This is a genomic window from Klebsiella sp. LTGPAF-6F (assembly GCF_001753185.1).
Classification (GTDB): Bacteria; Pseudomonadota; Gammaproteobacteria; order Enterobacterales; family Enterobacteriaceae; genus Klebsiella; species Klebsiella michiganensis.
In genome coordinates, this window is sequence record NZ_CP017450.1 from 2,397,695 (window position 1) to 2,413,476 (window position 15,782).

A 15,782-nucleotide genomic window follows, 5' to 3' on the forward strand; every position below is an offset into this window, starting at 1 on the left:
GGCCCGTGACTGAGTTGATGCTTCAACCTTAGAAAAAGGGCGGCGCATAAAATAGTAGAGAAAAAGTGCATTTACTGGATATTTGTAAGGCCAGAGGAAAATTGCGATCCACCTCAAATCTTAGCGCTGGTGGGTTTTTGGCGCCGTTAGTCAGGCGATTTGTGACCGCGAGCATAAAAAAGAGTCGGGCATACAATTATCCAGTAATTGCCACTTTTATCGCGTAGTGGCGGGCCGGTTCTTTCTTTACCTTTTGGCTAAATACGCATTATTCAGGAGGAAGGCGATGGCTCTGGTAATTGAATTCATATGTGATTTGCCCAACGGCGTGCATGCGCGTCCGGCAAGCCTGGTAGAAACCCTGTGCAATACTTTTTCGTCTTCGGTCGAATGGTTAAATACCCGCACGGAAGGACGCGGAAACGCAAAAAGCGCGCTGGCGATTATCGGCACCAATACCTTGAAGGGGGACCGCTGCCAGCTGGTTGTTAGCGGCGAAGATGAACAGCAGGCGTTTGACGCGCTGTCGGCATTCATCAGCGAGGAGTTCCCGCACTGCGATGCGCCGCTGCCGACGGCGGAATCCATGGACGTTCAGCCGGTTCCTGAATCCCTCTCGCGCCTCAATCCCACGCTGTTTCACGCCCAGCCGGTCTGCGCCGGCAGCGCGGGCGGCAGGCTCACCCATCTTAAATCCCTCGACCTGCGCGATTCAGGCGCGCTGCCCGCAGCGGGCGCAATTGAACAGGAACAGGCGGCGCTGGACAGGGGCCTGACCCTGCTGGTGAAAAATATTGAGTTCCGCCTGCTGGATAACGACGGGACCGCCAGCGCGATCCTTGAGGCGCATCGCTCTCTGGCCACCGACGCCTCGCTGCGCCAGCATCTGCTGGGCGGGCTGCTGAGCGGCCTGAGCTGCGCTGAGGCGGTGGTCGCGACCGGCGAACATTTTTGCGCCCAGTTCAGCGCTTCCGGCAATAGTTATTTGCAGGAGCGGGTGCTGGACGTGCGCGATGTTTGCTTCCAGCTTCTGCAGCATATCTACGGTGAGGATCGTTTTCCGGCACCGGGTAAGCTGACGGAAGAGGCTATCTGCCTCGCCGATGAACTCACCCCCAGTCAGTTTCTTGAACTGGATAAAACCCTGCTTAAAGGTCTGCTGCTGCGCAGCGGCGGCACCACTTCACATACGGTGATCCTCGCGCGTTCGTTCAATATTCCCACTCTGGTGGGCGTCGATATGGAGGCGCTGCTGCCGTGGGTCGATCGGCGAGTGCAGATTGACGGTAACGCCGGGCTGGTGGTGGTGAATCCCGATGAAGCGGTGGCGCGCTACTACCAGCAGGAGGCCTGGGTGCAGGCGCAGATCCGCCGCCAGCAGCAGGCCTGGCTGGATAAAGCGGGGCGTACGGAAGACGGTATTCGCCTGGAGGTGGCGGCCAACATCGCCCATTCGGTAGAGGCGACGGCGGCCTTCAACAACGGCGCGCAGTCGGTAGGCTTGTTCCGCACCGAAATGCTCTATATGGACAGGCCCAGCGCGCCGTCGGAAAACGAGCTGTATAACCTATTTTGCCAGGCGCTGGAGCCGGCCAACGGGCGCAGCATTATCATCCGCACCATGGATATCGGCGGCGACAAGCCGGTGGCCTACCTCAACATTCCGGCGGAGAACAACCCGTTCCTCGGCTACCGGGCGGTGCGTATTTATGAGGAGTATCAGGCGCTGTTCCGCACTCAGCTGCGGGCGATTCTGCGCGCTTCCGCGCACGGCGCGCTGAAAATCATGATCCCGATGATCTCCTCGATGGAGGAGATTCTGTGGGTGAAAGAGCAGCTGGCGGATGCCAAACAGTCGCTGCGCGGCGAACAGATTCCGTTTGATGAAAAGATCCCGCTGGGCATTATGCTCGAGGTGCCGTCGGTGATGTTTATCATCGACCAGTGCTGCGAAGAGATTGATTTCTTTAGTATCGGCAGCAACGACCTGACCCAGTATCTGCTGGCGGTGGATCGCGATAACGCCAGGGTGACGCGCCACTACAACAGCCTCAATCCGGCTTTTTTGCGCGCGCTGGATTACGCGGTTCAGGCGGTGCATCGCCAGGGTAAATGGATCGGCCTGTGCGGCGAGCTGGGGGCCAAAGGTTCCGTGCTGCCGCTGCTGGTGGGGCTGGGGCTGGATGAGCTGAGCATGAGCGCGCCGTCGATCCCGGCGACCAAGGCGCGTCTGGCGCAGCTTGACAGCCGCGCCTGCCGTCAGCTGCTGAATCAGGCGATGCAGTGTCGTACTTCGCTGGAGGTCGAGCACCTGCTGGCCCAGTTCCGTATGACCCAGCAGGACGCGCCGCTGATTACCCCTCAGTGCATTACGCTGAACAGCGACTGGCGCAGTAAAGAGGAGGTGATTAAGGGCATGACCGACAATCTGCTGCTGGCCGGGCGCTGCCGCTATCCGCGTAAGCTGGAAGCGGATCTGTGGGCCCGTGAAGCGGTGTTCTCCACCGGGTTAGGGTTTAGCTTCGCCATTCCGCACAGTAAATCGGAGCATATTGAGCAGTCGACCATCAGCGTCGCCCGTCTGGCGCAGCCGGTGGCGTGGGGCGACGACGAGGCGCAGTTTGTGATTATGCTGACGCTCAATAAGCATTCGGCGGGGGATCAGCATATGCGTATTTTCTCGCGGCTGGCGCGGCGCATTATGCATGCGGAGTTCCGGCAATCGCTGGTGACGGCGCAGAGCAGCGAGGCGATTGCGGCGCTGCTGCAGCGCGAGCTGGAGCTGTAATTCGGTCCGGAGAATCTCCCCGGTGGCGCTGCGCTTACCGGGGCTACGGGTTTCCAGCCGTCAGCGGGGCAGTAGCCCGGGTAAGGCGTTTACGCCGCGACCCGGGATTTCCGGGCCCGGTGCCTGAGGGAGGCAGATTGGGTAGCCCGGACAGGCGCGTAAGCGCCGCCTCCGGGAAAGCGTGCAGGGGTTTCGTTCACCGCTATCCCGCAGAAAATGTCTCACCGTGGTAGGTGAACGGGTAAAGGGGGAGAAAACCGTCTCCCCCTTTACAATCCCCGCGGTCCCGCAAAGAAATCGGTGCTGCGCACTGCGCTCACCTCCCGGTCCTCAGCCCGCGGTCGGCTCAACTCGATATTACTCGTCCCATCCCTGGGACTCGCCCCTACGGGGCCAGCGCAAGCGCTGTTCAAAATTGCTCCAGGCAATTTTGTCGTGTCTCGATTCGCCTCTGTCCGCCATCCCTGGCGGCCAGCCCTTGTCTTCCGACCTCCGGTTCGCCGATTTCAGCGGGCACCAGGGCATCGCTGCATCTCACTTTGTTTCAGAGATATCCCCGCTGCTGTATGAAACTCTCCCGGAGGCGGCGCTTGACGCGCCTGTCCGGGCTACTTTTGTTCAACAATCGCCCGACAAATCGCCTCGCCCACCTGCTGGGTGGAGGCGCTGCCTTGCATATCCGGCGTCTTCGGTCCGCTGGCAATGGTCTGCTCAATCGCCGCCAGAATGCCGTCGTGGGCGGCCTGGTAGCGTGCGTCCCCGTTGCCGAGGAAGTCGAGCATCATCGCGCCGGCCCAGATGGTGGCAATCGGGTTGGCGATATTTTTGCCGTAGATATCCGGCGCCGAACCGTGCACCGCTTCAAACAGCGACGGAAAGGTGCGATCCGGATTGAGGTTTGCCGACGGGGCAATGCCGATGGTGCCGGTACAGGCCGGGCCGAGATCGGAGAGGATATCGCCGAATAGATTGGAGCCGACCACCACGTCAAAACGTTCCGGCTGCAGCACGAAGCGGGCGCACAGAATATCAATATGCTGCTTATCCCATTTCACCTCCGGGTAGTGCTGCGCCATCGCTTCGACGCGCTGGTCCCAGAAGGGCATGCTGATGGCCAGACCGTTGGATTTGGTCGCCGAGGTCAGGGTTTTGCGCGGGCGGCTCTGCGCTAATTCAAAGGCGTAGCGCAGGATCCGGTCAACGCCGCGACGGGTAAATACCGACTCCTGAATCACCACTTCATGTTCGGTCCCCGGATTCACATGGCCGCCGAGGGCGGAATATTCCCCTTCGGTGTTTTCACGCACCACGTAGAAATCGATATCGCCGGGCTGTTTACCCGCCAGCGGGCAGGGGACGCCGGGGAACAGGCGCACCGGACGCAGGTTGACGTACTGGTCGAACTCGCGGCGGAACTTCAGCAGCGAGCCCCACAGTGAAATGTGGTCCGGCACGATATCCGGCCAGCCGACCGCGCCGAAGTAGATCGCATCAAACGTTTGCAGCTGCGCGCGCCAGTCGTCGGGCATCATGGCGCCGTGCTGCGCGTAATAGTCGCAGCTGGCCCACTCAAAGTGCTCGAAGCTTAACGCCAGCCCCCAGCGTTCGGCGGCGGCCTGCAGCACGCGGACGCCTTCCGGCAGCACTTCTTTACCGATGCCATCGCCGGGGATGGCGGCAATACGTAAGGTTTTATTCATCGTTATTCTCAGTTTGAGGTAAGGAAAATTGACTTCACCGCTATCCTATAATTGACTGATTCATAATTAATCCCGTTAACTGGTGAAACATAAAACACGAATCATGAATAATTTGCCGCTGCTGAACGATTTACGCGTCTTTATGCTGGTTGCCCGCCGCGCCGGTTTTGCCGCCGCCGCGGAAGAGCTCGGCGTCTCGCCAGCTTTCGTCAGCAAGCGCGTGTCGCTGCTGGAGCAAACGCTCAACGTCCAGCTGCTGCACCGTACCACCCGGCGCGTGGCTATCACCGAAGAGGGCGAGCGCATCTACGAATGGGGACTACGCATTTTGCAGGATGTCGACCAGATGATGGATGAGCTCTCCGATGTGCGGCAGGTGCCGCAGGGGACGCTGCGGATTATCAGCAGCTTTGGCTTTGGCCGGCGGGTAGTCGCGCCGGCGCTCTCCGAGCTGGCCCGTCGCTACCCGCAGCTGGAGATCCGTTTTGACGTCGCCGACCGGCTGGTGGATTTGGCCAATGAAGGGGTCGATCTGGATATTCGCGTCGGCGACGATATCGCGCCCAATCTGATAGCCCGCCAGCTTGCCAGCAATCACCGCATCCTCTGCGCCTCGCCGGCGTTTGTCGCCCGCTATCCCCGGCCGAAACAGCTCAGCGATCTCGCCGCGCTGCCCTGTCTGGTGATCAAAGAGCGCGACCGGCCCTTTGGCGTCTGGCAGCTGCGCGATGATAAAGAGGGGGAGCACGCCATCAAGGTGACCGGACCGCTGTCGTCTAACCACGGTGAAATCGTCCATCAGTGGTGCCTGGAGGGGCAGGGGATTGCGCTGCGCTCGTGGTGGGACGTCAGGGAAAATATCGCCAGCGGCAATCTGGTGCAGCTGCTGCCGGAGTACTATCAGCCCGCCAATATCTGGGCGGTATACGTGTCGCGGCTGGCGACCTCGGCCAAAATTCGTACCACCGTGGAGTTTTTGCGCCACTACTTCCAGCAGCGATTTCCGCCGCGCAACGGCGAGGAAAAATAGCCGACGGCCGGCGCCGTCGGCCGAGGGGATTACACGCCGAGCCGATCGCGCAGGCTGTAGTAAGCCGCGCCCATGGCGGTAAACGGAATACGCAGGCTGCGCCCGCCGGGGAACGGATAGTGCGGCAGCCTGGCGAAGGCGTCGAAACGTTCGGCGTCCCCGCGCAGCAGCTCCGAAATCAGCCGTCCGGCGAGGTGGGTACAGGTGACCCCGTGGCCGCTGTAGCCCTGCATATAATAGATATTGTTATCGAGGCGGCCAAACTGCGGCATTCGCGAGAGGGTCAGCAGGAAGTTGCCGGTCCAGCGGTAGTCGATTTTCACCCCCTGCAGCTGCGGGAAGGTTTTCAGCAGCTTCGGCATAATCAGCCGCTCAACGTCGTCCGGATCCCGCGCGCCGTACACCACGCCGCCGCCGTACAGCAGACGGTTGTCGGCGGTCAGGCGGTAGTAATCCAGCAGATAGTTACAATCTTCTACGCAGTAGTTTTTCGGGATCAGCGAGCGCGCCAGATCCTCAGACAGCGGCGCGGTGGTGACCACCTGGGTGCCGCACGGCATGCTGCGTTTCGCCAGCTCCGGCTCGAGCTTATCGCCGAGATAGGCGTTACCGGCGACGATCACGTAGCGGGCGGTGACCTGTCCGCGTGCGGTGGTCACTACCGCCGGGCTGCTGTGCTGAATGCCGGTGACCGGTGATTGTTCGTAAACCCGGCCGCCGTTGAGCCGAATGGCGTCCGCTTCGCCAATCGCCAGATTGAGCGGATGGATATGACCGCCGCTGTGGTCCAGCAGCGCGCCGGCGTAGCGGTCGCTGTCCACTTCGCGACGAATGGCGCTGGCATCCAGCAGCTCCAGCTGGGTATTGCCGTAGCGCTCCCAGTTCGCTTTCTGCTCTTCCAGGGTCTCCAGCTGTTTATGATTCAGCGCGACAAACAGCCCGCCGGGGCGATAGTCGCAGGCAATCTGATAGCGCTGGATACGTTCACGAATAATGTCGCCGCCTTCAAACATCATGCTGCCGAGCATTTTCGCGGCATCCGGGCCGTAGGTTTTTTCGATAACGTCGATATCGCGGCTATAGGAGTTGACTAGCTGGCCGCCGTTGCGTCCGCTGGCGCCGAAGCCGATGCGCGCGCCTTCCAGCAGCACCACATCGTAGCCCATTTCGGCCAGATGCAGCGCCGAAGAGAGGCCGGTATAGCCGCCGCCGACGACGCAGACGTCGCAGCCGATCGATTCGTCCAGCGTCGGGAACGGCTCATAGCGGTTGGCGCTGGCGGCGTAATAGCTGGTGGTATGTTCGCTCATGATTAAGACTCCAGGGCAATCCAGATAGTTTTCAGTTCAGTGAATTTTTCCAGCGCGTGCAGGGACTTATCGCGTCCGTTGCCGCTCTGCTTATAGCCGCCGAAGGGCACGGTCATATCGCCATCGTTGTAGTTGTTCACAAAGACGGAGCCGGCTTTCAGACGGCGGCTGACGCGGTGAGCGCGGGAGAGATCGCGGGTCCAGACCGCCGCGCCGAGGCCGTAGCGGCTGTCGTTGGCCAGCGCCAGCGCCTGCTCTTCGGTTTTAAAGCGGGTCACCACCAGCACCGGGCCGAAGATCTCCTCCTGGCTGAGGGCGGAGGCGGGGTCGACGTCGACGAAGATGGTCGGGCCGACCGCCGCGGGCCACGGATTTTTACGTCCATCCAGCAGCAGCGTGCTGTGCGCTTCGCCGGCGCGAATAAAGCTGTGGACGCTATCGGCGTGGCTGTTGTCGATCAGCATGCCCATGGTGGTATTCGGGTCGAGCGGATTGCCAGGCTGCCAGCCCTTTGCCTGCTCTTTTAGCAGGTCGAGAAAGCGGTCGGCGATGCTCTCCTCAAGCAGCAGACGGGTACCGGCGATACAGACCTGGCCCTGATTGTAGAAAATACCGCCGGCGGTGGCGTTAACCGCTTTTTGCAGGTCCGGGCAGTCGGCAAAGACGATATTGGCGCTTTTACCGCCCGCCTCCAGCCAGACGCGCTTCATATTGCTGTCGCCCGCGTCTTTCAGCAGCTGTTTACCGGTGCGGGTGGAGCCGGTAAAGGTGATGACTTCAACGTCATGATGCTGCGCCAGCGCCTGACCGGCTTCATGGCCGAAACCGCTCACCACGTTGAATACGCCGTCCGGCAGCCCGGCCTGTTTCGCCAGGCCCGCCAGGCGCAGAGCGGTAAGCGGGGATTTTTCCGACGGCTTAAGCACCACGCTGTTGCCGGACGCCAGCGCCGGGCCAAGCTTCCAGCAGGCCAGCAGCAGCGGAAAATTCCACGGCACAACCGCCGCAATCACGCCAATCGGTTCGCGGACGATCATGGCCAGCTCGTTGCCGCCGGTGGGGGCGACTTCGCCGTACACTTTATCGATGGCTTCGGCGTACCAGCGGATCGCGCGGGCGGCGCCGGGGACATCGTCGCGCAGGCTGTGGCGAATCGGTTTACCGGTGTCGAGGGTTTCCAGCAGCGCCAGCTCTTCGCGATGGGCTTCCATCAGGTCGGCGAATTTATGCAGCACCGCTTTGCGCTGGGCAGGGGAGGCCTGCGACCAGTCGCCGCGATCGAAGACGCCGCGGGCGGCCTGGACCGCGCGATCGACGTCGGCCTTTTTGCCGCGCGCGACCTCGGCTAGCGTCTGCTGGGCGGTAGGGTCGACGGTGGCGAACACGCTATTATCGGCGGCGGCGCTGTATTCGCCGTTAATAAATAGCCGCGTTTCAATCGCGATATTGTTTGCTTTTTCTTGCCAGTAAGCCAGGTTGTGAAAATCCATCATGACTCCTTAATGACATAATCGGAAAAATAAAAAAGTGGTGATTTCAGACCCTCAGGGCGCAGGGCGTCCCCGGGGTTGAGTACCGTTTAAATTGCCCATTAACAGGCGTGAATTATCCGGGGCCAGCGGAATAAGTCTTTCCGCATTGCGCAAGGTGAACTGCGTTATCTTCGCGCCGCCGGAGTTCGCCTCCGGCGGCGCAGGCCTGAAGAAAGCCTGAGAAAACCTCAGGCTAAAAAATCAGAATGTGGTGGGGGTATGGGCGCTGATAATTCGGCAGATACCCGCCGAGGTGTTGCTGAAGCTATGCGGTATGCCGGTGTTAATGGCATAGCTTTGCCCAGCCACCAGATGATACGCCTGACCGTTGATGGTCAGCACGACTTCACCTTCCAGTATGGTGCCTATCTCCTCACCCTGATGCTTGATCCTCTCCCCGGTTGTGGTTCCAGGCTGGTACGTTTCAAAAATCATCGCCAGCGTGCGGTTCGGATTGCCATTATGAACCAGCTTCATCGACACCCCCTGACTGCCGATTTCAATCAGATCGTCCTGATTGATAACCACCTGCGGTTCAGCCGGTTTTTCTGGTTCAGAAAAGAATTCCGAGAGCGACAGCCCGTAGACTTTCAGCAGCTTTTGCAGCGTACTGATCGCAGGACTGACTTTGTCCTGCTCTATGGTGCTGATGGCACTATGTGTTAACCCAGACAGTTCGGCGGCACGACGCTGTGAGAGACCCAGCTGTTGGCGGATCTCTGACAGACGTTTCCCTGGCGCCAGTCCGTCATCGCTCATATTTGCATTTCCTTAACGGTAGTGGTCAGAGTCGCTGTTTTTCAGCAATATAGCTCTGACAGGCGGTGATAAAACCTTCAAACAACATTCGCGACAGGGCGTATTCGCTACTGTTCCATTCAGGATGCCACTGCACGCCGAGGGCGAAAGGGTGGTCGTTAACGCTGACCGCTTCCACCAGCCCGTCCGGAGAACGCGCCTCCACGCGCAGCCGTGGACCCGTCGTTTTTGCTCCCTGCCCGTGTAACGAGTTTACCCAAAACGTGTTGCAGCCCGGTATTAACTGAGAAAGTAATCCTCCTTCCTGAACCTGAACTTCATGCGAGGGCGCATATTGCTGCTCGACGGGAAGTTCGGGGTCTTCGCGGTGTTCAAGAAGCTCAGGCTGCTCGAACAGACGACGATACAGAGTCCCGCCGGTGGCGACAACCAGTTCCTGTAGTCCACGGCAGATGGCGAAAATGGGGATGCGCCTTTCGAGCGCGGCGTCGATCAGCGCCATGCTCAGAAGATCACGCCCGGGATCGGCGTCAGGCTCATCGCCGTTTTCACCATAGAGGTGCGGCTGTACGTTGCTCGGGCTGCCGGGCAGATAAATGCCGTCCAGTTTCGGCAGTAGCGCAGAAAGCAGTTCCGGCTCGGCCAGCGCGTGCGGCAGGGCAATCGGCACGCCTCCGGCGTTCACAATCGCGTTCAGGTACTTCTCTTGCAGAGTCTGGGTCTGGTGACCCTTAAGCCTGTTTCGACACATCACCACGCCAATAACTGGCTTGTACATTATATTTTCCATGATCGCCCTCACAAAGTGGACTAAATTATGACCGTATTAGCGGGTAAAACGGCCATTTCGTTCAATATTTTCTCAATCTAGCAGTGGATATAGCCCTTTGCAAACTTAATTTAACATTTGACAAACAATTTGTTTGCATACACATTCGAAGGGTGGACATTATATTTAACAGTGCCATTCAGGGTCCGAAACTAAAACAACGGCGGTGAATCATGGAAACCAATATCGTAGAAGTTGAGAATTTTGTTCAGCAGTCGGAAGAGAGACGGGTCAGCGCATTCACCTGGGAAGTGAAGCGCTACCTCGAGCGTTATCCCAATACGCAATACGTTGATGTGCTGCTAACCGACCTGAACGGCTGCTTCCGCGGTAAGCGGATCCCGGTGTCCAGCCTGAGCAAGCTGGAGAAGGGGTGCTATTTCCCGGCTTCGGTGTTTGCGATGGATATTCTCGGCAACGTGGTGGAAGAGGCGGGGCTCGGTCAGGAGATGGGCGAACCGGACCGCACCTGCGTGCCGGTGCTGGGAACCTTAACCCCGTCTGCGGCGGACCCGGAATACATTGGTCAGGTTCTGCTGACCATGGTTGATGAAGATGGCGCTCCCTTTGACGTTGAGCCGCGGAACGTGCTGAACCGGCTCTGGCAGCAGCTGCGCCAGCGCGGGCTGTTCCCCGTGGTAGCGGTAGAGCTGGAGTTCTATTTACTTGACCGCAAGCGCGACGCGGAAGGTTACCTGCAGCCGCCGTGCGCGCCGGGAACCGGCGATCGCAATACCCAAAGCCAGGTTTACTCCGTCGACAACCTCAACCACTTTGCCGACGTGCTTAACGAAATCGATGAGATCGCCCAGCTCCAGCTGATCCCCGCCGACGGCGCGGTGGCGGAAGCCTCTCCCGGCCAGTTTGAAATCAACCTCCACCATACCGATAACGTGCTCGACGCCTGCGATGATGCGCTGGCGTTAAAACGTCTCGTGCGTTTGATGGCGGAGAAGCATAAGATGCACGCCACTTTTATGGCGAAACCCTATGAAGAGCACGCCGGTAGCGGGATGCATATCCATATCAGCATGCAGAACAACAAAGGCGAGAACGTGCTGGCGGACGCGGACGGCGAAGATTCCGCGATGTTAAAACGCGCGCTCGCCGGGATGATTGACCTGATGCCGGCGTCGATGGCGCTGCTGGCGCCGAACGTGAACTCGTATCGTCGTTTCCAGCCGGGAATGTACGTGCCGACCCAGGCGTCGTGGGGGCACAACAACCGGACGGTGGCGCTGCGCATTCCGTGCGGCGATCGGCACAATCACCGCGTCGAGTATCGCGTGGCCGGGGCGGACGCCAACCCGTATCTGGTGATGGCGGCGATTTTTGCCGGCATCCTCCACGGTCTGGATAATCCGCTGCCGTTACAGGAAGAGGTGGAGGGCAACGGCCTCGAGCAGGAGGGGCTGCCGTTCCCGATTCGCCAGAGCGATGCGCTGTGGGAGTTTATGCAAAACGATCATCTGCGCGAGCGGCTTGGCGAACGCTTCTGCCACGTTTATCACGCCTGTAAAAATGACGAACTACTGCAGTTTGAGCGTCTGATCACAGAAACTGAAATCGAGTGGATGTTGAAAAACGCCTGATTTTCGCCCCGCGAGGGGCGCTTTAGCATTATCACGAGTAGCATCATGCGGCCTGAGCGGAGCCTGGTCGGACGTTTTTGCTGGGAGCCCAGCCATTCCCGGATGTCGCGTTAAGGAGCGCAGGCGGCAACGGGGCTTCAGTTAACGACACAGTGTGTAACGAGGTAGGAAATGATGCAGATGTTTAAATATCCGCAGGGAGAAGGGGGCCGTCATGGCCGCATGGAATGCGTCGCCACCGCCGCTCGTCGGTTCTTTTTACCTTTTGATTTGCCATTAACCCCGTTGCGAAGCAGGTTGGTTTCCCGGTCTCTACGACCGCAAACCCAGGTGTGCAGCGGGGGAAATGGCTATGTCTATTAATCCCTCTCTCGATAACGCCTCCGGGGCGGAAAAACCGCGCCTGCGCAAGTCTCTCAAGCTGTGGCAGGTGGTGATGATGGGCCTCGCCTATCTGACGCCGATGACGGTTTTCGATACTTTCGGCATCGTCTCCGGCATCAGCAACGGCCACGTCCCGGCGTCCTATCTGCTGGCGCTGGCCGGGGTGCTGTTTACCGCCATCAGCTACGGCAAGCTGGTGCGCCAGTTTCCGCAGGCGGGCTCGGCCTATACCTATGCGCAGAAGTCGATCAGCCCGCACGTCGGTTTTATGGTGGGCTGGTCATCGCTGCTGGATTATCTATTCCTGCCGATGATCAACGTGCTGCTGGCGAAGATTTATCTTTCCGCGCTGTTTCCGGACGTGCCGCCCTGGGTGTGGGTGGTGACGTTTGTGGCTATTCTCACCGCGGCGAACCTGAAAAGCGTCAACCTGGTGGCGAACTTCAACACCCTGTTCGTGCTGGTGCAGATCTCGATCATGGTGGTCTTTATCGTGCTGGTGGTGCAGGGGTTGCATAAAGGGGAAGGGGTGGGCACCGTCTGGTCGCTCCAGCCGTTTATTAGCCAGAATGCGCACCTGATTCCGATCATTACCGGGGCGACGATAGTCTGCTTTTCGTTCCTCGGTTTCGATGCGGTGACCACGCTTTCCGAAGAGACGCCGGACGCCGCGCGGGTGATCCCGAAGGCCATCTTCCTTACTGCGGTCTACGGTGGGGTGATTTTTATCGCCGCCTCGTTTTTTATGCAGCTCTTTTTCCCCGATATTAGCCGTTTTAAAGACCCGGACGCGGCGCTGCCGGAGATCGCCCTCTACGTTGGCGGCAAGCTGTTCCAGTCGATTTTCCTGTGCACGACGTTTGTGAATACCCTGGCCTCAGGCCTGGCTTCGCACGCCAGCGTGTCACGGCTGCTGTACGTCATGGGCCGCGATAACGTTTTCCCGGAGCGCATTTTCGGCTACGTCCATCCGAAATGGCGTACCCCGGCGCTGAATGTGATCATGGTGGGGATTGTCGCGCTGTCGGCGCTGTTCTTTGACCTGGTCACCGCCACGGCGCTGATTAACTTTGGCGCGCTGGTGGCGTTTACCTTCGTTAACCTGTCGGTATTTAACCACTTCTGGCGGCGTAAAGGTTTTAACAAAACCTGGAAAGATCGCTTTCACTATCTGCTTTTGCCGATGGTGGGCGCGCTAACGGTGGGCGTACTGTGGATTAACCTGGAGGCGACCTCGCTGACGCTGGGTCTGATATGGGCGGGCCTCGGGCTGCTGTATCTGACGTATCTGACCCGCCGCTTCCGCAAGCCGCCGCCGCAGTTTGACGGCGCCAAAGCGGAACAGGCCTGGGAATCGTAACGATTTTTTACGCCGACACAAAGGCAGGCGATTGAGCCTGCCTTCTTTTTTGTCATTCTCGTTTGAAATCAGGCGCTCGGGAGGAGATAGCAGGGGCAGAAGGTAAGAATAGTGAGGACGTATTATTTCTTTTTCTTATGAGTTGGCAGCTGTGCAGAGCGCCGATCCTTCACATAGGAGACCAGGCTGAAGATGGCTACTCCCAGCAAAACCACCGCGACGATAAAGAGCAGGATACCTGACATAGATTAACCTAATGTTATGTTTAACATGAAGAAAAAATACCGTGATATCGAGATAATAGCATCGGGATATTTCTTAAAGATGACCCGATGAATCAGACGAGAATAGACTGCCAGCAATACACTGAAATTATTATTTACATGAATAAATGTGAAGAGTAAAGCAAAGGCGTGGTGAAAAAATGAACGGGTTACACTCGTTTAAGCGAATTTACAGACGAGAGTCCCACAGGCTGCTACCCTTGGCCCGCTTAAATAGGGTTGAGAGTAATAAATGTTTAACAAGCATATCATCGGTCTTATTGGGCCGTTGTTGATTCTGACTTCATTCCATAGCCTGGCTGACGCCGGGCATCCGTCAATTCGTGAACGTATTGTCGAGCAGGTGTTAAAACCCTGCGAAGGAAAAAAAGCCGGCGATAAAGTGCAGATCGTCGACCATCGCGGCGGCAAGCATGCGGCTATCTGCACGCTGGCGGCGGTACCGCTACCGGAGTAACGCCCTCCCTCTGATTTCAGCCTCCTTTCGTTCTGGCGGAAAGCGTATTTCTTTCCGCACTTTGCGAGCCATTGCCCGGAAAAATGTCATAAATTTGTCACAATTTAGGCGATGATAATCACTGACTGAGGATTAAGGGATGAGAAAAAGTCTACTCGCTGCCGCCGTCACCGGCGTTATTTTACTCTCCGCCGGCGTCCAGGCGCAGGAACAGGCGGCACCGGAGGGGTACCAGCTTCAGCAGGTGCTGATCATGAGCCGCCATAACCTGCGCGCGCCGCTGGCGAACAACGGCAGCGTGCTGGAGCAATCAACGCCGAAGTCCTGGCCTGAGTGGGATGTCCCCGGCGGCCAGCTGACCACCAAGGGCGGGGTGCTGGAAGTGTATATGGGGCACTATATGCGCGAATGGCTGGCGCAGCAGGGGCTGGTGACCAGCGGCGAATGCCCGCCGGAGAACGCGGTCTACGCCTATGCCAATAGCCTGCAGCGCACCGTCGCCACCGCGCAGTTCTTTATCACCGGCGCGTTTCCCGGCTGCGGCGTGACCGTGCACCATCAGGAAAAAATGGGCACCATGGACCCGACGTTTAATCCGGTGATCGTCGACGATTCCGCCGCGTTTAGCGAAAAGGCGGTGCAGGCGATGGAGAAAGAGCGGCAGGGGATGCAGCTGAGCGAAAGCTATAAGCTGCTGGAGGAGATGACCGACTACCGTAACTCCCCGTCCTGCAAAGAGAAGCAGCAGTGCTCGCTGAGCGACGCGAAAGATACCTTTAGCGCCAAATATCAGCAGGAGCCGGGCGTTTCCGGGCCGCTTAAAGTCGGCAACTCGCTGGTTGACGCCTTTACGCTGCAATATTACGAAGGTTTCCCGAAAGACCAGGTGGCGTGGGGCGAAATCGCCAGCGATAAGCAGTGGCAGGTGCTGTCGAAGCTGAAAAACGGCTATCAGGACAGTCTCTTCACCTCGCCGGAAGTGGCGCGCAACGTGGCTAAACCGCTGGTGAAATATATCGATAACGCGCTGGTGGGCGACGCGGCGAAAGCGGCGAAAGTCACGCTGCTGGTGGGGCACGATTCCAATATCGCCTCGCTGCTGACGGCGCTGGATTTTAAACCTTATCAGCTGCACAACCAGTACGAACGTACGCCCATCGGCGGCAAGCTGGTGTTCCAGCGCTGGCATGATAAGAGCGGCAATCGCGACTTGATGAAGATTGAGTACGTGTATCAAAGTACCGAACAGCTGCGCAATGCCGATGCGCTGACCCTGCAATCGCCGCCGCAGCGGGTGACGCTGGCGCTAAACGGTTGTCCGGTCGATGACAACGGCTTCTGTCCGATGGACACCTTTAAAAAAGCGATGGCCGAGGCCACGAAGTAGCAGAGTATAAAAAACCCGGAGCAATCCGGGTCTTGCTGCCGATGTTTAGCCTTGTCTTGTAGCCCGAACAGGCGCAACGCCCCGCCTCCGGGAAGCTCATGCAAGAACTCCCGGAGGCGGTACTGCGTACCTGTCCCGGCTACACGTTCTTGCGTTCGATAGTTTGTTCGCCCCAGAACAGGGAGTCTTTGTCGGTTTTGGCGAAGGCGAGGGGCAGGACTTCATCGCTGCCTTCTTCCCAGATTTTCTCCGCCAGCTTTTCATCGTAATTGGCTAATTCAAAAATCGCCTCGGCAATTTCGGGAGACGTATTGCGCAGACTGGCCCATTCACCCACGCGGTGGGCCTTTGCTTCTTGATTCGGCATGCT

Annotated in this window: 13 protein-coding genes; 6 read left to right on the top strand and 7 right to left on the bottom strand. The window is 58.6% G+C overall.

The window, feature by feature from the left end; all coding sequences use genetic code 11:
- The first annotated feature begins 286 nt into the window (after window positions 1-286).
- Window positions 287-2,788 carry a phosphoenolpyruvate--protein phosphotransferase gene (ptsP, locus tag BJF97_RS11175; RefSeq protein WP_014228785.1) on the top strand — a complete coding sequence of 834 codons (2,502 nt, stop codon included), beginning with the start codon at window positions 287-289 and terminating at the stop codon, window positions 2,786-2,788.
- A 608-nt stretch (window positions 2,789-3,396) separates the two neighbouring features.
- Here the strand turns inward: ptsP and BJF97_RS11180 are convergent.
- Window positions 3,397-4,488, bottom strand: a complete 1,092-nt coding sequence (locus tag BJF97_RS11180) for a tartrate dehydrogenase (RefSeq protein WP_014838053.1) — start codon at window positions 4,486-4,488, stop codon at window positions 3,397-3,399.
- Between the two features lie 82 nt (window positions 4,489-4,570).
- Between BJF97_RS11180 and BJF97_RS11185 the strand changes: the two genes are divergently transcribed.
- A complete protein-coding gene (locus BJF97_RS11185; protein WP_162763174.1) occupies window positions 4,571-5,518 on the top strand; it encodes a LysR substrate-binding domain-containing protein in 948 nt (315 codons plus the stop codon).
- Window positions 5,519-5,547: 29 nt separating this feature from the next.
- Here the strand turns inward: BJF97_RS11185 and BJF97_RS11190 are convergent, their stop codons facing one another.
- The 4 genes from BJF97_RS11190 to puuD form a co-directional block, all read right to left on the bottom strand.
- Window positions 5,548-6,828: an NAD(P)/FAD-dependent oxidoreductase gene (locus BJF97_RS11190; RefSeq protein WP_014228788.1), complete on the bottom strand. Its 1,281-nt coding sequence runs from the start codon at window positions 6,826-6,828 to the stop codon at window positions 5,548-5,550.
- 2 nt (window positions 6,829-6,830) lie between these two features.
- Entirely contained in the window at window positions 6,831-8,318 is a 1,488-nt protein-coding gene (puuC, locus tag BJF97_RS11195) for an aldehyde dehydrogenase PuuC (RefSeq protein WP_014228789.1), read from the bottom strand.
- Between the two features lie 243 nt (window positions 8,319-8,561).
- Window positions 8,562-9,119 carry an HTH-type transcriptional regulator PuuR gene (gene puuR, locus BJF97_RS11200; protein ID WP_004849766.1) on the bottom strand — a complete coding sequence of 186 codons (558 nt, stop codon included), beginning with the start codon at window positions 9,117-9,119 and terminating at the stop codon, window positions 8,562-8,564.
- 25 nt (window positions 9,120-9,144) lie between these two features.
- Entirely contained in the window at window positions 9,145-9,897 is a 753-nt protein-coding gene (gene puuD, locus BJF97_RS11205; RefSeq protein WP_009653405.1) for a gamma-glutamyl-gamma-aminobutyrate hydrolase, read from the bottom strand.
- Window positions 9,898-10,121: 224 nt separating this feature from the next.
- Here puuD and puuA point away from each other — a divergent pair, with 224 nt between their 5' ends.
- On the top strand, window positions 10,122-11,540 hold the full coding sequence (gene puuA, locus BJF97_RS11210; RefSeq protein WP_004849770.1) for a glutamate-putrescine ligase: 1,419 nt from the start codon (window positions 10,122-10,124) through the stop codon (window positions 11,538-11,540).
- A gap of 352 nt (window positions 11,541-11,892) precedes the next feature.
- Window positions 11,893-13,284 (top strand): APC family permease, encoded by a 1,392-nt coding sequence (locus BJF97_RS11215; RefSeq protein WP_014228791.1) that lies wholly within the window; start codon window positions 11,893-11,895, stop codon window positions 13,282-13,284.
- Between the two features lie 122 nt (window positions 13,285-13,406).
- Here BJF97_RS11215 and BJF97_RS34095 read toward each other — a convergent pair whose 3' ends face one another.
- A complete protein-coding gene (locus BJF97_RS34095; RefSeq protein WP_004849777.1) occupies window positions 13,407-13,529 on the bottom strand; it encodes a small membrane protein in 123 nt (40 codons plus the stop codon).
- A 271-nt stretch (window positions 13,530-13,800) separates the two neighbouring features.
- Here BJF97_RS34095 and BJF97_RS11225 point away from each other — a divergent pair, with 271 nt between their 5' ends.
- Both BJF97_RS11225 and agp read left to right on the top strand, forming a co-directional pair.
- A complete protein-coding gene (locus BJF97_RS11225; protein WP_014838057.1) occupies window positions 13,801-14,025 on the top strand; it encodes a hypothetical protein in 225 nt (74 codons plus the stop codon).
- 139 nt (window positions 14,026-14,164) lie between these two features.
- The gene (gene agp, locus BJF97_RS11230) at window positions 14,165-15,412 is read left to right on the top strand and encodes a bifunctional glucose-1-phosphatase/inositol phosphatase (protein ID WP_014838058.1); all 1,248 of its coding nucleotides are present in this window, start codon (window positions 14,165-14,167) and stop codon (window positions 15,410-15,412) included.
- Between the two features lie 139 nt (window positions 15,413-15,551).
- On the opposite strand, the gene BJF97_RS11235 is transcribed toward agp, so the two are convergent.
- Window positions 15,552-15,779 carry a YccJ family protein gene (locus BJF97_RS11235; RefSeq protein WP_004849783.1) on the bottom strand — a complete coding sequence of 76 codons (228 nt, stop codon included), beginning with the start codon at window positions 15,777-15,779 and terminating at the stop codon, window positions 15,552-15,554.
- Between the last annotated feature and the right edge of the window lie 3 nt (window positions 15,780-15,782).